The organism is Staphylococcus sp. GDB9P120P (genome assembly GCF_017893435.1).
Classification (GTDB): Bacteria; Bacillota; Bacilli; order Staphylococcales; family Staphylococcaceae; genus Staphylococcus; species Staphylococcus cohnii.
The window spans coordinates 22,297-39,548 of sequence record NZ_JAESNB010000017.1 but is presented as its reverse complement, the minus strand read 5'-3'; the positions used below and the strand labels follow the sequence as shown (position 1 = coordinate 39,548).

General features: G+C 33.4%; 19 protein-coding genes and 1 rRNA gene. All 20 read left to right on the top strand.

All coding sequences use genetic code 11. The features are described from left to right. Positions 1–94, top strand: a 5S ribosomal RNA gene (rrf, locus tag KA856_RS13375); the annotation flags it as partial. A gap of 519 nt (positions 95–613) precedes the next feature. Beyond that, positions 614–1,957 carry an Orn/Lys/Arg family decarboxylase gene (locus KA856_RS13370; protein WP_107386355.1) on the top strand — a complete coding sequence of 448 codons (1,344 nt, stop codon included), beginning with the start codon at positions 614–616 and terminating at the stop codon, positions 1,955–1,957. 1 nt (position 1,958) lies between these two features. Continuing rightward, positions 1,959–2,576, top strand: a complete 618-nt coding sequence (gene tmk, locus KA856_RS13365; RefSeq protein ID WP_107386356.1) for a dTMP kinase — start codon at positions 1,959–1,961, stop codon at positions 2,574–2,576. 26 nt (positions 2,577–2,602) lie between these two features. Then, complete coding sequence (locus KA856_RS13360; protein WP_046206571.1) at positions 2,603–2,932, top strand: cyclic-di-AMP receptor; 330 nt, start codon at positions 2,603–2,605, stop codon at positions 2,930–2,932. A 125-nt stretch (positions 2,933–3,057) separates the two neighbouring features. Continuing rightward, entirely contained in the window at positions 3,058–3,984 is a 927-nt protein-coding gene (locus tag KA856_RS13355) for a DNA polymerase III subunit delta' C-terminal domain-containing protein (protein WP_107386357.1), read from the top strand. 2 nt (positions 3,985–3,986) lie between these two features. Further along, complete coding sequence (locus KA856_RS13350) at positions 3,987–4,790, top strand: PSP1 domain-containing protein (protein ID WP_210138756.1); 804 nt, start codon at positions 3,987–3,989, stop codon at positions 4,788–4,790. 15 nt (positions 4,791–4,805) lie between these two features. Next, complete coding sequence (gene yabA, locus KA856_RS13345) at positions 4,806–5,147, top strand: DNA replication initiation control protein YabA (protein ID WP_107386359.1); 342 nt, start codon at positions 4,806–4,808, stop codon at positions 5,145–5,147. Positions 5,148–5,257: 110 nt separating this feature from the next. After that, positions 5,258–5,983, top strand: a complete 726-nt coding sequence (locus tag KA856_RS13340; protein ID WP_107386360.1) for a tRNA1(Val) (adenine(37)-N6)-methyltransferase — start codon at positions 5,258–5,260, stop codon at positions 5,981–5,983. After that, on the top strand, positions 5,976–6,224 hold the full coding sequence (locus tag KA856_RS13335; RefSeq protein WP_107384057.1) for a GIY-YIG nuclease family protein: 249 nt from the start codon (positions 5,976–5,978) through the stop codon (positions 6,222–6,224). Before KA856_RS13340 ends, KA856_RS13335 begins: the two co-directional genes overlap by 8 nt. Positions 6,225–6,228: 4 nt before the next feature. Further along, the gene (gene rsmI, locus KA856_RS13330; protein WP_210138755.1) at positions 6,229–7,062 is read left to right on the top strand and encodes a 16S rRNA (cytidine(1402)-2'-O)-methyltransferase; all 834 of its coding nucleotides are present in this window, start codon (positions 6,229–6,231) and stop codon (positions 7,060–7,062) included. A 303-nt stretch (positions 7,063–7,365) separates the two neighbouring features. Continuing rightward, positions 7,366–9,339: a methionine--tRNA ligase gene (gene metG, locus KA856_RS13325; protein WP_107386362.1), complete on the top strand. Its 1,974-nt coding sequence runs from the start codon at positions 7,366–7,368 to the stop codon at positions 9,337–9,339. A gap of 26 nt (positions 9,340–9,365) precedes the next feature. Continuing rightward, complete coding sequence (locus tag KA856_RS13320; protein ID WP_107386363.1) at positions 9,366–10,139, top strand: TatD family hydrolase; 774 nt, start codon at positions 9,366–9,368, stop codon at positions 10,137–10,139. A 132-nt stretch (positions 10,140–10,271) separates the two neighbouring features. Then, entirely contained in the window at positions 10,272–10,823 is a 552-nt protein-coding gene (rnmV, locus tag KA856_RS13315) for a ribonuclease M5 (protein WP_107386364.1), read from the top strand. Positions 10,824–10,829: 6 nt separating this feature from the next. Next, positions 10,830–11,714 (top strand): 16S rRNA (adenine(1518)-N(6)/adenine(1519)-N(6))-dimethyltransferase RsmA, encoded by an 885-nt coding sequence (gene rsmA, locus KA856_RS13310; RefSeq protein WP_181187776.1) that lies wholly within the window; start codon positions 10,830–10,832, stop codon positions 11,712–11,714. Positions 11,715–11,812: 98 nt separating this feature from the next. Beyond that, entirely contained in the window at positions 11,813–12,076 is a 264-nt protein-coding gene (veg, locus tag KA856_RS13305; RefSeq protein ID WP_019467722.1) for a biofilm formation stimulator Veg, read from the top strand. A 347-nt stretch (positions 12,077–12,423) separates the two neighbouring features. Beyond that, entirely contained in the window at positions 12,424–13,272 is an 849-nt protein-coding gene (gene ispE / locus KA856_RS13300; RefSeq protein WP_107386365.1) for a 4-(cytidine 5'-diphospho)-2-C-methyl-D-erythritol kinase, read from the top strand. 18 nt (positions 13,273–13,290) lie between these two features. Next, positions 13,291–14,115: a pur operon repressor gene (purR, locus tag KA856_RS13295; RefSeq protein ID WP_107386366.1), complete on the top strand. Its 825-nt coding sequence runs from the start codon at positions 13,291–13,293 to the stop codon at positions 14,113–14,115. Between the two features lie 17 nt (positions 14,116–14,132). Beyond that, complete coding sequence (locus tag KA856_RS13290) at positions 14,133–14,507, top strand: RidA family protein (RefSeq protein WP_019467719.1); 375 nt, start codon at positions 14,133–14,135, stop codon at positions 14,505–14,507. A gap of 70 nt (positions 14,508–14,577) precedes the next feature. Beyond that, positions 14,578–14,886, top strand: coding sequence for a septation regulator SpoVG (gene spoVG, locus KA856_RS13285; protein ID WP_019467718.1), 309 nt, complete (start codon positions 14,578–14,580; stop codon positions 14,884–14,886). Positions 14,887–15,861: 975 nt separating this feature from the next. After that, a complete protein-coding gene (glmU, locus tag KA856_RS13280) occupies positions 15,862–17,217 on the top strand; it encodes a bifunctional UDP-N-acetylglucosamine diphosphorylase/glucosamine-1-phosphate N-acetyltransferase GlmU (protein ID WP_181187772.1) in 1,356 nt (451 codons plus the stop codon). Positions 17,218–17,252: the final 35 nt, after the last annotated feature.

The window sequence follows — 17,252 nt, the reverse complement described above, 5'->3', positions numbered from 1 at the left end:
GTCACACCTGTTCCCATGCCGAACACAGAAGTTAAGCTCCTTAGCGCCGATGGTAGTCGGACTTACGTTCCGCAAGAGTAGGACGTTGCCAGGCAATTAAGACCCGAAAGGGTCTCTTTTTTTGCATCAAAAGGAGCTTAACTTCCAGTTCGAAGAACTGTAAACTGACAAAAGAAAGCGTTTGAAGCTGACGAAGTGAGCGAAAGACGAAACGAGCTTACAAGTGGTAAGTGAGTGAGGAAAGCGTGAAACTGAGAAAAGATGCGAGCGCTTGTCTAAAGTCAGGAAAGCTCCTTAGCGCCGAAGGTAGCTGACTTACGTTCCGCAAGAGTAGGACGTTGCCAGGCAATTAAGACCCGAAAGGGTCTTTTTTTGCATCAAAAGAATTTTAACTGCATGGGTTGATGTATAAATACTATTAATTTTAAAAAAGTAATCATGATACTTTGACGGTATGGTCTTCAAGTGCGCTCATTTTTTTATGTTATTATGTTAAAATGTAGAAGATTAAAACGTTATACTGTTGTATAAGCAGATGTGTATTTTACTATATAATAGTAGTATTGTAATGAAACAAAAATATAGAAATAGAAATTGAAAAGTGAGGATAAGTATGAGTGAATCATTGTTACATAAATTGAAAGGATTATTAGCTGAAGAACCTATTTCATTACATGTACCTGGACATAAAAATATGACTATCGGATACTTAAACCAATTGAATTTTAAAATGGATATGACAGAAATTACAGGACTTGATGACTTACATTCCCCTGAGTCTGTAATAGCTGAAAGTATGCAAAGAGTTACCAAGCATCCTGATTATGACGCTTATTATTTAGTAAATGGTACCACTTCAGGAATATTGTCTGTAATTCAAGCATTTTCCTCAAAAAAAGGGGATTATGCGATAGTGCGGAATGCACATAAATCTGTATTTCATGCATTAGATTTAATAAAGGCAAAAGCACAATTATTAAAAATGGATATTAGTGATGCTACGAATCAATATCTAGGACCTAACAAAACGTCATTATATGATCAAGTTAAAGATAGTAAGCTAGCGGTATTTACTTATCCTAATTATTATGGTGAATGTTTTGATATTAAATTTGTTATGGAATGTTTAAAGTCATTGAAAATACCAACGCTAATCGATGAAGCACATGGTGCACATCTAGGTTTAGAACATTTCCCTGAGACAACATTAAACTTGGGCGCGGATTATGTTGTGCAATCATATCATAAAACATTGCCATCACTAACGATGAGTTCAGTGATATTTATTCATAAAAATGCACCTTATAGAGAAGAGGTCATAAAATATTTATCTTATTTTCAATCTTCTAGTCCATCTTATCTATTAATGAGTAGTTTAGAACTCGCGCAAAAATTTTATGAAGACTATAATAGTGAACATTTTTTTCAAAAAAGAGAACAACTGATTCAACGATTAAAAAGCAAAGGGTTAGAAGTTGTTGAGGTTGATGATCCACTGAAAATAAATGTAAGATGTAAGGGATATAATGGCTATGAATTGCAATCATACTTTGAAACACAGCATATTTATGTTGAATTGGCTGATGACCTTCAAGTATTAATGGTCTTGCCATTATGGCATGAAGATGATCAATACCCATTTGATGAACTATTATCAAGGATTGAAAAAATCCAATTAGTAGAGAGACCGCGGGATATAAATACTAGCATACCGTATAGAACTGAAAGTAGTGTGTACTATGGTGGCGAAATACAGCATGTGCGAAAAATAGACATTAAACATGCTGGAAATAAAATATTAGCCAATCACATTGTGCCATATCCTCCTGGCGTTCCGTTAATGTTTAAGGGAGAAAAAATAACAGAAGATATGGTAAAATTAATGGATTATTGGTGTGAACATCATCAAAGAGTTGAAGGAATTAAAAATTTAAAAATAGAAATTAAGGATGAATAAGATGTCAGCTTTTATAACTTTTGAAGGACCAGAAGGTTCTGGAAAAACAACTGTGATACAACAAGTTGCAGAAAAACTAAAACATGAATATCATATTGTACTTACGAGAGAGCCAGGAGGCGTAAAGACAGGAGAGCAGATAAGAGAAGTATTACTCGAGGGAGAAGACATGGATGATCGGACTGAAGCATTATTATTTGCTGCATCAAGACGCGAACATCTTGTAGGCAAAGTTATCCCAGCATTAGATAATGGTAATATTGTTTTATGTGATCGCTATATTGATAGTTCATTAGCATATCAAGGGTATGCAAGGGGTATAGGTATAGAAGAAGTTAAATCTATTAATGAATTTGCGATTAATGGATTATATCCAGATTTAACTATCTATCTAGATGTAAGTGTCGAAGTTGGTAGAGAGAGAATACTAAAAAATCAAAGAAATCAAAATCGTTTAGATCAAGAAGATGTAAAATTTCATGAAAAAGTAGTTGAAGGTTATAAAAAGATTATTCATAATGAGTCTGAACGCTTTATTGTAATTAATGCGGATCAAAGTATAGATAAAGTAGTGAATACAACGTATGAATCTATCACCAATTATTTAGAAAAATTATGATATAATATTCAAAAGAGGTGTTTAGTATGAAAATGATTATAGCAATCGTACAAGACCAGGATAGTCAGGAACTTTCGGACAAACTTGTTAAACATAATTTTAGAGCGACAAAACTTGCAACAACAGGCGGATTTTTAAGAGCAGGCAACACAACGTTCTTATCAGGTGTAGAAGATAATCGTGTCGATGAAATGCTACAGGTTATTAATGATACTTGTGGTAATAGAGAACAACTTGTATCGCCGATTACCCCGATGGGTGGAAGCGCTGATTCATATATACCTTATCCAGTTGAAGTGGAAGTTGGCGGCGCAACGGTATTTGTTATGCCAGTAGAAGCGTTCCATCAATTCTAAAAATATGGTTGCTGTATATGGTAACTTTTCGAATTACATGTTGCTAAGTGATTAGCTAATGTTAAATGTAATTTGTTAAGGCACTGTGTATTAGCAGCCTTTTTATATAAAGGAGCAACATTATCATGGATGAATTAGAAAGACTGACAAAAGCATATCAATCTAATAAACTATCGCATGCATATTTATTTGAAGGTGACGATGGACAGACAATGCAACAAGTTGCTATCGATTTTTCTAAAATGATTTTATGTGGTGAAGAAAATCAATGTCAGTTAAAAGTAGAAACATTTAATCATCCAGATTTTATGTATGTGTCTTCTGAAGAAACGACAATAAAAAAGGATCAAATAGAGCAATTAGTACATCATATGAATCAATTGCCTATTGAAGGAAATTATAAAGTATATATTATAGAATCCTTTGAAAAATTAACGATTCAAGGTGAAAATAGTATATTAAAATTTCTAGAAGAGCCTCCAGATAATACAATTGCCATTTTATTAACTACGAAACCAGAGCAAATTTTAGACACAATTCACTCGAGATGTCAGCATGTTTATTTTAAACCAATTAATAAATTAAATTTTATAGATAGATTAGTGGAGCGAGAAATCACACGACCTGTTGCGGAATTGTTAAGCGCCTATACAACACAGATAGAGACTGCAGTTGCGTTAAACGAAGACTCAGACTTAATGGCACTGCGAAAGAGTATCATTAAATGGTGTCAGTTAATATTGAAAAATCGTTCTATGGCATTAATAGCAATTGTTGATTTATTGAAACAAGCTAAAAACAGACGCTTACAGTTATTATCATTGGCAGCAGTTAACAGTTTCTTTGAAGATATTATGCATGCTAAAGTAGGATTAGAAGATGAAATGATATTTCAAGATTTACAGGTGGAAATTAAACAATACGCACAAAATTTAACATATAATCAGATTGTTTTAATGTTTGATCAGTTAACTGAAGCACATAAAAAATTAAATCAAAATGTAAATCCAACATTAGTATTTGAACAAATCGTTATAAAAGGGGTGAAATAATTATGCAAAACGTAGTAGGTATACACTTTCAACACGCAGGTAAAATGGAATATTACTCACCACAAAATTTTGACTTAAGTTTGGGTGAGTGGGTTGTTGTTGAATCAAAACGAGGATTAGAAGTTGGAAGAGTGAATTATGAACCTTTAAATGTAGCTGATGAAGATGTCGCATTACCTTTAAAACAGATTGTTCGTAAAGCTACAGAAAAAGATATAGTACAATACGAACAAAATGAACATGATGCAAAAGATGCTTTGAATTTGTGCAAAGATATCATTCAACAACAGCATTTGGATATGCGTTTAGTAAATTGTGAATTTACTTTGGATAAATCGAAAGTTATTTTTAATTTTACATCAGATGAGCGTGTAGATTTTAGAAAATTAGTGAAGGTATTAGCTCAAAAATTGAGAACAAGAATAGAATTAAGACAAATCGGTGTTAGAGATGAAGCAAAATTATTGGGGGGCATTGGACCTTGTGGTCGTTCGTTATGTTGTTCGACTTTTTTAGGTGACTTTGAACCAGTTTCGATAAAAATGGCTAAAGATCAGAATTTATCATTAAATCCTTCAAAGATTTCTGGTGCTTGTGGTCGGCTTATGTGCTGTTTAAAATATGAAAATGACTATTATGAAGAAGCAAGAGCTCAGTTACCAGATGTTGGGGATGTCATTGAAACGCCGGAAGGTAATGGTAGAGTTGTGGGCTTAAATATTTTAGATATATCTATGCAGGTTAAAATAGAGGGTCTTGAACAACCATTAGAATATAAAATGGAAGAATTAGAAACATTAAATTAGGAGGCCGTGACAACATTGAATCGAAGCGACATATTTGAAAATCTAGCTCATTTAGAGGAAAACATTAATCAAATTAATCGTGACATGTTAAATTTAAAAAATCTTACAGTAGCATTAATTGAAGAAAATGTCGCATTACAAATAGAGAATGAGAATTTAAAAACATTAATAGGTAAAGAAGAAAAAACTAAAAAAATAGAAAATGATAAAAAAGATCAACCTAAACGCCCATTACGTAGCAAAGATAATTTAGCGATGCTATACAAAGAAGGCTTTCATATATGCAATGGAGAGCTATTTGGCAAACATAGAAAAGGCGACGACTGTCTGTTTTGTCTCGAAGTATTAAGTGAGTAGTATAAATATCATTTATAAAAATAGAAAAATATGGAGTTGAGGATGAGAAAAGCGATAGGCTTCATTAGCGAAGCATCGTAAACTCATCCTCTTTTTTGGAGGTTACAAAAATGTTAATGGAAAATGAGAGGTATGATTTTTTATTAAAAGAGAAATTAGAAATTATACAAAATGATGATGTTTTTTCTTTTTCAACGGATGCTTTGTTACTCGCGCATTTTACAAAAGTAAAGAAAAAAGATGTCATTATGGATCTGTGTTCCGGTAATGGTGTTATTCCTTTGTTACTATCTCATAAAGGAAATCAATTTATTGAAGGTATCGAAATACAAGCACAATTAGTGAACATGGCTAAAAGAAGTATTGCTCACAATCATCTGAACAAAAGAATTCATATGTATCATATGGATTTGAAGCAAGCACATCATACGTTTAAACCATCACAGTATAGTCTTGTTACATGTAATCCTCCGTATTTTAAAGTGAATCAACAATTTCAGCATCAAAAAGATGCACATAAAATTGCGAGACATGAGATAATGTGTACATTGGATGATTGTTGTTTTGAGGCGCGGCATTTATTGAAAGAAGGCGGTAGGTTTTTAATTGTCCATCGTGCTGACCGTCTTATGGATGTCTTAAGTAGTATGAGACATTATCGAATAGAACCTAAGAAGCTTTATTTTATTTATAGTAAACCTGGTAAAGTAGCTCAAACAATTGTAGTTGAGGGTAGAAAAGGTGGTAACCAAGGTTTAGACATACAGCAACCATTCTATATATATAATGAAGATGGAACATATTCAGAAGAAATGAGAGAAATCTATTATGGATAAGCATTTTATTTATATCGTTAGATGTAAAGATGGAAGTTTATATACTGGTTATGCAAAAGATATAGAACAAAGAATAGCAAAACATAATAGCGGTCAAGGTGCTAAATATACTAAAATAAGACGGCCAGTAGAGTTAGTTTATCAAGAAATGTTTGATACTAAATCAGAAGCTATGAAGCGTGAATATGAAATCAAAACATTTTCTAGACAGAAAAAATTACAGCTGATAAGTGAGGGATAGAAGTATGGCGACATTGTATTTAGTAGGTACACCAATTGGAAATTTAGCTGATATTACATATAGAGCAGTTGATATTTTACGAACAGTAGACTTGATTGCATGTGAAGATACACGTGTGACAAAAAAGCTTTGTGCACATTATGATATACACGCACCGTTGAAATCATATCATGACCATAATAAAGCACAGCAGACGGAATACCTCATTCAGCAATTACAGGAAGGGGTTAATATTGCGTTAGTGTCAGATGCTGGGCTACCTTTGATAAGTGATCCTGGATACGAACTTGTAATAGCTGCTAGAAATAATGGAATCAGAGTTGAGACCGTACCTGGGCCAAATGCCGGGTTAACCGCATTGATGGCAAGTGGGTTACCCTCATTTACATACACGTTTCTTGGGTTTTTACCAAGGAAAGAAAAGGCGAAATATGATTTATTAGAACAACGCATGTTTCAAGATAGTACCTTGATTATTTATGAATCACCGCACCGTGTTAAAGATACATTAAAGACCATTTATAAAATAGATGCGCAAAGAAATGTATCATTAGGTAGGGAATTGACCAAAAAATTCGAAGAAATTATCACGGATAAAGTGGAAAACTTACTAATGAAACTAGATGAAGGAGAAATACTTACAAAAGGCGAATTTGTCATCATCATTGAAGGGGACATTGCAGCAGAAGATACGTCTTGGTTTGAAAATATGTCTATACATGAACACGTTGGACATTATATTAATAAGAATATGAAACCTAAAGCAGCGATTAAACAAGTTGCTGAAGACAGGCAAATGAAGACAAGTGAAGTATATGATGTATATCATAATGTATAAAACGCAAGCTTACAAAATGCAATGCTAAAAAGAAAATTAAATAATAACTTTTTTGAAATTTTATCAATAAAACCAAGCGAAAAATTCCCATAACAAGCTTGATTTATGGTAATGTAGATAAGATAGAGATTATTTATCATGTTGTAAAATGAGTGAAAATTGCTAACGGACAAATACTTAATTTTATGCTAAATCAAACGTATTAAAATGATTAATAAATATAAATTGAACACTTATCTGCTTCATTGAAAATAAAAATAAATTTAGATATATTTGAAGTGAAAGAAACGAGGAGGAACATTGATGGCGAAAGAAACATTTTATATCACTACACCTATATATTATCCGAGTGGGAATTTACATATCGGTCATGCATATACAACTACAGCTGGTGATGTCATCGCACGTTATAAAAGAATGCAAGGCTATGATGTTCGATATTTAACAGGAACGGATGAACATGGTCAAAAAATACAGGAAAAAGCGCAAAAAGCAGGGAAATCAGAATTAGATTATTTGGGTGAAATGATTTCAGGCATCAAAGCGTTATGGAAAAAGTTAGAGATATCCAATGATGACTTTATTCGTACAACTGAAGCGCGTCATAAAGAAGTTGTACAACAAATATTTGAACGCTTATTGGCACAAGGTGACATATATCTTGGTGAATACGAAGGCTGGTATTCTGTACCGGATGAAACGTATTATACGGAAACACAACTTGTTGATCCTGTATATGAGAATGGTGCAATTGTCGGAGGTAAAAGCCCTGATTCTGGACACGAAGTAGAATTGGTAAAAGAAGAAAGCTATTTCTTTAATTTATCAAAATATACTGACCGCTTATTAGAATTTTATGATGAAAATCCAGATTTTATTCAACCACCGTCTCGTAAAAATGAGATGATTAATAATTTCATCAAACCAGGATTAGAAGATTTAGCAGTATCTCGTACATCATTTGACTGGGGTATTCATGTTAAATCGAATCCAAAGCATGTTGTTTATGTGTGGATTGATGCGCTAGTAAACTACATATCATCACTTGGTTATTTATCAGATGATGATAGCTTGTTTAAAAAATATTGGCCTGCAGATATCCATATTATGGCGAAGGAAATTGTTAGATTCCATTCCATTATCTGGCCGATTTTATTGATGGCCTTAGATATTCCATTACCTAAAAAAGTATTTGCTCATGGTTGGATTTTAATGAAAGATGGCAAAATGAGTAAATCAAAAGGAAACGTAGTAGATCCTAACGTATTGATTGATCGTTATGGCTTAGATGCAACACGTTATTATTTAATGCGTGAATTACCATTTGGTTCTGACGGCGTATTTACTCCAGAAGGCTTCGTAGAACGTACAAATTATGATTTAGCTAATGATTTAGGTAACCTAGTTAACCGTACAATTTCAATGGTTAATAAATATTTTAATGGCGAACTACCAGCTTATGAAGGTCCTAAACACGAATTAGACGAAGAAATGGAACAATTGGCACTTGATACAGTGAAAACGTTCCATGAAAATATGGATAATTTACAATTCTCAGTGGCACTTTCAACAATATGGAAATTTATAAGTAGAACGAATAAATATATCGATGAAACAACACCTTGGATTTTAGCAAAAGATGAGAATCAGAAAGACATGCTTGGCAATGTTATGGCTCATTTAGTAGAGAATATTCGTATCATTGCAGTGCTATTAAGACCATTCTTAACAAATGCGCCAAGACAAATTTTTGAACAGTTAAATATCAATTCACCTGAATTATATGAATTTAACAGTATAGAACAGTATGGTGCGTTAACAGAGCCTATTATGGTAAGTAGTAAACCGCAACCTATTTTCCCACGCTTAGAAAGTGATGCTGAAATAGAATATATCAAGCAATCTATGCAACCAGATAAGGTCGAAGAAGCGCAAGAAGAAGTACCTAGTAAAGCACAAATTGATATCAAAGATTTTGATAAGGTAGAAATCAAAGCGGCCACGATTATTGATGCTGAGAATGTAAAAAAATCTGATAAATTATTAAAAATCCAAGTTGATTTAGATAATGAACAACGTCAAATCGTTTCAGGCATTGCTAAGTTCTATCAACCTGAAGATATTATCGGGAAAAAAGTTGCGGTAGTTACCAACTTGAAGCCGGCTAAATTAATGGGTCGAAAATCAGAAGGTATGATTTTATCTGCTGAAAAAGATGGTGTACTTACACTGGTAAGCCTTCCGAATGCAATTCCAAATGGTGCAGTAATTAAGTAATCATTAGATAAAGGGAGCGATTTAATATGCTAATCGATACACATGTTCATTTAAATGCAGAACAATATGATGAAGATTTAGAAGCGGTTATTGAGCGCGCAAGAGATAATGGCGTAGATCGTATGTTTGTAGTAGGCTTTGATACACCGACTGTTGAACGTACAATGGAGCTAATTGATCAATACGACTTTATATACGGTATTATTGGATGGCACCCTGTAGATGCTATTGATTGCACAGAAGAAAGATTGGCATGGATAGAAAAGTTGGCAGCACACCCTAAAGTTATTGGAATTGGTGAGACTGGTTTAGATTATCACTGGGATAAATCTCCAAAAGATGTCCAACAAGCGCTGTTCAGAAAGCAAATTGCGTTAGCTAAGCGCGTTAATCTACCAATCATTATTCATAATAGAGAGGCAACACAAGACTGTGTAGATATTTTAAAAGAAGAGCATGCAGAAGAAATTGGCGGTATTATGCATAGCTTTAGTGCGTCACCTGAGATTGCAGATGATGTCATTAATAAATTGAATTTCTATGTATCTTTAGGAGGCCCTGTCACATTTAAAAATGCGAAGCAGCCTAAAGAAGTTGCTAAACATGTACCATTTGATAGATTATTAGTTGAAACAGACGCACCGTTCCTATCTCCACATCCATACAGAGGGAAGCGAAATGAACCAGCACGTGTAACTTTGGTAGCTGAACAAATTGCTGAGTTACGCGAAATTAGCTATGAGGAAGTTTGCCGTCAAACAACTGAAAATGCTGAACGGTTATTTAAATTAAAAGCATAAAGATATTATTTTAAAGGTATCGGTCTGAAATATGGCTTAGTTGGTATATGAATACTAAGAGTAACCATAATTTGAGCCGGTACCTTTTTATTTTTTCTGAAATGAAGTAAAAAATGAAAGGTGTCACAATAAATGAAGATAAATGAATTTATTGTAGTAGAGGGAAGAGATGATACAGAGCGGGTAAAAAACGCTGTTGATTGCGACACAATTGAAACAAATGGAAGTGCAATTGATGAAAAAACGTTGAATGTGATTGCACAAGCATATGAAACACGAGGTGTCATTGTTTTAACAGATCCTGATTTCCCAGGTGATAAAATTCGTAATACAATAAAAAAGCATATTCCAGGGGTTAAACATGCTTATATTGATCGAGATAAAGCCAAGAGTAAACGTGGTAAAATAGGTGTCGAACATGCAAAAATCGAAGATATCAAAGAAGCTTTGATTCATGTGAGCACGCCATTCGGAGAGGGATATGAAAGCATCAATAAGGATGTTTTGATTGATCTTGGATTAATTATAGGTAAAGACGCACGCAGAAAAAGGGAAATTTTAGGAAGAAAACTTCATATCGGCCATTCTAACGGGAAACAACTACTTAACAAGTTAAATGCTTTTGGTTATACAGAAGAAGACGTTAGAAATGCCTTGAAAGATAATAAAGGAAGTGAAGAATAATTGGATATGAAAGATATTGCCACACCATCGCGAACAAAAGCACTTCTAAATCATTATGGTTTTAGCTTCAAAAAAAGTTTAGGCCAAAACTTTTTAATTGATGTCAACATTATCCATAATATTATAGATGCGAGTAATATAGATGAACGTACGGGTGTTATTGAAGTAGGTCCAGGTATGGGGTCACTGACAGAACAATTGGCTAAAAGTGCAAAAAAAGTAATCGCTTTTGAAATTGATCAACGCTTAATACCAGTACTGAATGAAACAATGGCACCATATAAAAATGTTACGGTGATCAATGAAGATATATTGAAAGCGGATATTGCACATTATGTGACACATGAACTAGCAGATTGTGAGCAAATTTTAGTTGTTGCTAATTTACCATATTATATAACTACACCTATTTTATTAAACTTAATGCAACAAAAATTACCAATTGATGGTTATGTAGTAATGATGCAAAAAGAAGTTGGTGAACGATTAAACGCTGAGGTAGGAACAAAAGCTTATGGATCCTTATCTATAGTTGCGCAGTTTTATACCGAAACCAGCAAAGTGTTGACTGTACCGAAGACAGTATTCTTACCACCTCCAAACGTAGATTCAATCGTAGTGAAGTTAATGAAACGTGAACAACCACTTGTCGATGTAGACGACGAAGATAAATTTTTCAAATTGTCTAAAGCTGCATTCGGACAAAGAAGAAAAACCATCAACAATAATTATCAAAGTTTGTTTGTTGATGGAAAAGCAAATAAAGAGATAATTGTAAATTGGTTAGAAGCTAGTGGCATTAACCCTAAAAGACGTGGGGAAACGCTTTCTATAAAAGAATTTGCAAATTTATATAATGAATTGAAAAATTTCCCAGAATTGGAATTTTAAATGATTGACAACTGCGTATGACCTTGCTAAAATTGACGTTTATTTGACAAAATCGCGCTAAATGTGTTATTATACAATATGTAGCGAGGTGGAGCAATATGCCAAAATCTATTGGAGACATCAAAAATTCACTTGATTGTCAATTAGGAAACCGTATTGTACTGAAAGCGAATGGTGGTCGTAAAAAAACAATTGAGCGTAGCGGTGTTTTAAAAGAAACTTACCCATCCGTTTTTATTGTTGAACTAGACCAAGATATTCATAATTTTGAGCGTGTATCATATACATACACTGACGTTTTAACAGAAAACGTACAAGTTTCTTTTGAAGATGATAATCATCAAGAAGCAATTGCACACTAAATAGCAGTAATATAAATTGAAAATTTGGTTCAAGCAACCATATTTTTATTTCAGACATTAATATGAGATTGATTAGAAAAAGGTATGTTGGTGAATAGTCATCAATATACCTTTTTCTTTTGAAATATTATAGAATTCATCAGAATTAAAGAGATATAGTTTTATTACGTCAAAATATTATTGTAAAATAAGGAACTAACTGGTTGAATGATACGTTAAGGTGCTTAAAGTGATAAGCAAGGTAAATTGGGCAATAAACTTATAAAATTTTGAAAAAAGAATAACGCAAGTATAACAATATGTTAAAATCATTTTATTACCATATCGAATTGAAAGAGGGTGGGAATATGATTTATGAGACTGCGCCAGCAAAAATAAATTTAACGTTGGACACACTCTTCAAACGAGATGATGGTTTTCATGAAGTTGAAATGATTATGACAACGATTGATCTTAATGATCGTTTATCTTTTGAACTGCGCAAAGATAAAAAAATAGTTGTGGACGTAGAGCAAAGTTATGTTCCCTCCGATAATAAAAATTTAGCTTACAAAGCTGCAGAGTTAATGAAAGAAACTTATAATTTAAAGCAAGGTGTTACGATTACAATAGATAAAGATATACCAGTTTCAGCTGGCCTTGCAGGTGGATCGACAGACGCTGCTGCAACATTAAGAGGAATGAATCGACTATATAAGCTAAATAGACCTTTAGAAGAATTGTGTGAGTTAGGCATACAAATAGGAACTGATATTCCTTTTTGTATATATGGGAGAACCGCTTTTTGTAGAGGAAAAGGGGAATTGATTAGATTTATGAACAAGCCGCCTTCTGCATGGGTGATTGTTGCTAAGCCAGATTTAGGCATTTCCTCTCCTGATATTTTTAAAAAGTTAGATTTAACTCAAGAACATGAGGTTTATACTGAAACTTGTAAAGAAGCATTGGATACGGGGAATTATGAATTATTATGTAATAGTCTTTCAAACAGATTGGAACCCATCTCTGGAGAAATGTATTCAGATATTTATAAAATCAAAGAAAATATGCTTAAAAATGGAGCAGATGGTGCTCTAATGAGTGGGAGTGGTCCAACCGTTTATGGATTAACACAAAAAGAACGTCAAGCCAGGCATGTGTATAATGCGGTCAATGGCTGTTGTAACGAAGTATATATTGCAAGATTATTAGGTTAGTGAGAAGGGATGAATAAAATGCGCTATAAAAGAAGTGAACGTATTGTTTATATGACACAATACTTGATGAACAACCCCAATAAATTAATACCTTTAACATTTTTTGTACAAAAATTTAAACAAGCAAAATCATCCATCAGTGAAGATGTACAAATTATTAAATCTACTTTTCAAAAAGAAAAACTGGGCACGGTGATAACGACTGCCGGAGCAAGTGGTGGAGTTACTTATAAACCACAGATGAGTAAAGCAGAAGCAAGTGAAGTTGTAGATGAAGTCATCGAACTTCTGCAAGAAAAGGACAGACTTTTGCCAGGTGGTTATTTATTCTTATCGGATTTAATGGGTAATCCCACTTTATTGAATAAGGTTGGAAAATTAATTGCAACGCTTTATATGGATCAAGAGTTGGATGCGATTGTAACTATCGCTACAAAAGGGATCTCACTAGCAAATGCAGTAGCGAATGTTTTAAATTTACCTGTAGTAGTGATAAGGAAAGATAATAAAGTAACCGAAGGCTCTACGGTCTCTATAAATTATGTGTCGGGTTCCACTAGAAAGATAGAAACGATGGTATTATCTAAGCGTACATTACCAGAAAACTCTAACGTTCTCGTTGTGGATGATTTTATGCGTGCAGGTGGTTCTATTAACGGTGTGATGAATTTAATGAATGAGTTTAAGGCACATGTTAAAGGGGTATCCGTATTAGTAGAATCAAAAGAAGTTAAGCAAAGATTAATTGAAGATTATACTTCCTTAGTTAGATTGTCTGATGTAGATGAATACAATCAGGAATTTAAAGTGGAAAAAGGCAACAGTTTAACTAAATTTACTTAAAGGAGCGGATCAACATCATGAAAGTAGTCAACACTTCAAAAGCACCAGAAGCATTGGGTCCATACTCACATGCAACGGTCATTAACGGGCTTGTGTTTACATCAGGACAAATCCCATTAAATTTAGATGGCGAAATTGTCAGTGATGATGTAAAAGCACAAACAAAGCAAGTCTTAGAAAATGTAAAAGTTGTATTAAATGAAGCTGGATCAAACATAGATTCAGTAATTAAAGCAACAATATTCATTGCTGATATGAATGAATTTCAAAATATAAATGAAGTTTATGGTGAATATTTTGCGGAACATCAACCGGCAAGAAGTTGTGTTGAAGTCGCAAGATTGCCTAAAGATGTAAAAGTTGAAATTGAAGTCATCGCAGAAGTGAAGTAATTTAAAGGATTTATAATTTTTGATGAAATTGTTAAGCTTCTAACAAAGAGATACTAGGGGGGCTCACTACATGAAAGTGACAGATGTAAGACTTAGAAAAATACAAACAGATGGAAGAATGAAAGCTTTAGTTTCAATAACTCTAGATGAATCATTTGTGGTGCATGATTTAAGAGTGATTGAAGGCAACTCAGGTCTATTCGTCGCAATGCCAAGTAAAAGAACACCAGATGGTGAATTTCGTGATATCGCGCATCCAATTAATTCAGAAATGAGACAAGAAATTCAAGATGCGGTTATGAAAGTTTATGACGAAACGGATGAAGTTATCCCTGATAAAAATGCTCAATCATCAGAAGAAACAAATGACGAAGCTTAATATATAAGACGAATCAAATTAAAAAAAGGGTTTGGGATATAAATCTCAATCTCAAAATAAAAAAGACTAATCCGTATACCAATGGATTAGTCTTTTTTTGTATTAAATATCTTGCGATTTCATCCGTGCATGCTTGCCTGGGGATATGGCTCGAGCCTGTAGTCTCTCGCTCATATCATTTCCTTGGGCGTCAGCACGATATAAAATCGCTATAAGTGATGTACTTATGTATAAAGAGAAAAATACTTTTACATTAGTAAATATCTATTGATAAATTTAAAAAGTATTTACCTTATAAAAATTTTAATGTGGTTTAATCTACGCTTCTAAGTGAAACTACCATTTTTACTTTCATTAAATATTATAAATATATATGATATGTTAGTTTTTTGTATTAAATATCTTGCGATTTCACCCGTGTATGCTTGCCTAGGGATATGGTTCGAGCCTGTAGTCTCTCACTCATATCATTTCCTTGGGCGTCAGCACGATATAAAATCGCTATAAGTGTAAAGAGAAATCACATTTATATAAAATGATTAATTACTTTAGTTGGATTTTCATTAACGAAAATCCAACCGTTTTGTGTATTAAACTAAAATATGAATATAAAGAATTGAAATAATTTATTATAATGAAAAGGTGACAAAAAATATATTTTTGCTTTTACAAATGAATAATAAATGGCTTAATATAATTACAAGTTATTTTAATAATTAGAAAAACTGACATTTAAATTAATAACGCCACGACCTCTGAAGCGCATTAGTATTTATAAAGTATGACATAAGTTTATGACAATCATTTTATTATGATTTATGGAAGTCAAAGATGACAATTATGAATATGTTTAGGAGAAAGAAAATAACTTGAATTGTTTCCATTGTATAACATTAGGGTTTTGAGCCTTGAAAGTGGTACTAGCGTTAAATTATAATAATATAGAAGTGTATAATTTAATGGAGGGTTACACACATGCAAAGACATGCAATAGTACTTGCAGCTGGAAAAGGTACACGTATGAAATCTAAGAAATACAAAGTACTACATGAGGTTGCGGGCAAATCAATGATTGAACATGTCGTTGATAACGTTAAACAATCTGGAGTAGAAAATCTTGTGACCATTGTTGGCCACGGTGCAGAAAGCGTGAAAGAAACGTTGGGAGATACATCTTTATATAGTTTCCAAAACGAACAACTCGGTACTGCACATGCCGTTAAAATGGCGAGTGAGCACTTGAAAGACGAACAAGGTACAACATTAGTGGTTTGTGGCGATACGCCGTTAATAAGTGCAGAAACGCTTAAATCACTATTAGAACACCATGAAAGCAATCAAGCTGATGCAACAGTTTTATCAGCGACGACAAGTAATCCTTATGGTTATGGTCGTATTGTGAGAGATGGCAATGATCACTTAGTTAAGATTGTAGAGCAGAAAGATGCTACAGTAGAAGAACAACAAATCAATGAAATTAGCTCAGGTATTTTTGCATTTGATAATAAATTGCTTTTTGAAAAATTAGAACTGGTAAAAAATGATAATGTTCAAGCTGAGTATTATTTACCTGATGTTTTGTCTCTTATTTTACAGGAGCAAGGAACGGTTGAAATCTATCGTACAGATGACTTTGAAGAAATTATGGGTGTCAACGATCGTGTAATGTTAAGTGAGGCAGAGGCAGCTTATAGAAAACGTATCAATGACTACCATATGAGAAATGGTGTAACACTTATTGATCCTGCTACTACATATATAGGTGCAGATGTGAAATTAGCTATGGATGTTACAATTGAGGCAAATGTGAAATTAGCTGGTAACTGTGTAATTGGTGAAGATACGATTGTTGGCCAAAACACAGAAATTCATAATAGTAAAATAGGTTCTAACGTTACAATTAAACAATCGGTTATCAACGAAGCGGTTGTAGGCGACAATACTACAATTGGTCCGTTTGCCCAGTTAAGACCTGGAGCAGACTTAGGTGAAAGTGTTAAAGTTGGAAACTTTGTAGAAGTTAAGAAATCAGTCGTTAAAACAGGTGCTAAATTACCACATTTAAGTTATATTGGTGATGCAGAAATTGGTGAACGTACCAACTTAGGTTGCGGTTCTATCACAGTGAATTATGACGGTAAGCATAAATCCAAAACGATCATCGGCAATGATTCATTTATAGGTTGTAATACCAACTTAGTAGCACCAGTAACTTTAGGTGATAGATCATTTATAGCTGCAGGTTCTACAATTACTGATAACGTGCCACATGACAGTTTAGCATTAGCAAGAGCGAGACAAACAACTAAAGAAGGTTATTTAAAAAAATAGACACGATTAGATTACGATTCTAATCATATATATAC

Bases quoted from the DNA above. Each gene is read 5' to 3' on its own strand.
- KA856_RS13370 (WP_107386355.1), top strand. From the start codon at position 614: ATGAGTGAATCATTGTTACATAAATTGAAAGGATTATTAGCTGAAGAA.
- tmk (WP_107386356.1), top strand. From the start codon at position 1,959: ATGTCAGCTTTTATAACTTTTGAAGGACCAGAAGGTTCTGGAAAAACA.
- KA856_RS13360 (WP_046206571.1), top strand. From the start codon at position 2,603: ATGAAAATGATTATAGCAATCGTACAAGACCAGGATAGTCAGGAACTT.
- KA856_RS13355 (WP_107386357.1), top strand. From the start codon at position 3,058: ATGGATGAATTAGAAAGACTGACAAAAGCATATCAATCTAATAAACTA.
- KA856_RS13350 (WP_210138756.1), top strand. From the start codon at position 3,987: ATGCAAAACGTAGTAGGTATACACTTTCAACACGCAGGTAAAATGGAA.
- KA856_RS13340 (WP_107386360.1), top strand. From the start codon at position 5,258: ATGTTAATGGAAAATGAGAGGTATGATTTTTTATTAAAAGAGAAATTA.
- KA856_RS13335 (WP_107384057.1), top strand. From the start codon at position 5,976: ATGGATAAGCATTTTATTTATATCGTTAGATGTAAAGATGGAAGTTTA.
- rsmI (WP_210138755.1), top strand. From the start codon at position 6,229: ATGGCGACATTGTATTTAGTAGGTACACCAATTGGAAATTTAGCTGAT.
- metG (WP_107386362.1), top strand. From the start codon at position 7,366: ATGGCGAAAGAAACATTTTATATCACTACACCTATATATTATCCGAGT.
- KA856_RS13320 (WP_107386363.1), top strand. From the start codon at position 9,366: ATGCTAATCGATACACATGTTCATTTAAATGCAGAACAATATGATGAA.
- rnmV (WP_107386364.1), top strand. From the start codon at position 10,272: ATGAAGATAAATGAATTTATTGTAGTAGAGGGAAGAGATGATACAGAG.
- rsmA (WP_181187776.1), top strand. From the start codon at position 10,830: ATGAAAGATATTGCCACACCATCGCGAACAAAAGCACTTCTAAATCAT.
- veg (WP_019467722.1), top strand. From the start codon at position 11,813: ATGCCAAAATCTATTGGAGACATCAAAAATTCACTTGATTGTCAATTA.
- ispE (WP_107386365.1), top strand. From the start codon at position 12,424: ATGATTTATGAGACTGCGCCAGCAAAAATAAATTTAACGTTGGACACA.
- purR (WP_107386366.1), top strand. From the start codon at position 13,291: ATGCGCTATAAAAGAAGTGAACGTATTGTTTATATGACACAATACTTG.
- KA856_RS13290 (WP_019467719.1), top strand. From the start codon at position 14,133: ATGAAAGTAGTCAACACTTCAAAAGCACCAGAAGCATTGGGTCCATAC.
- spoVG (WP_019467718.1), top strand. From the start codon at position 14,578: ATGAAAGTGACAGATGTAAGACTTAGAAAAATACAAACAGATGGAAGA.
- glmU (WP_181187772.1), top strand. From the start codon at position 15,862: ATGCAAAGACATGCAATAGTACTTGCAGCTGGAAAAGGTACACGTATG.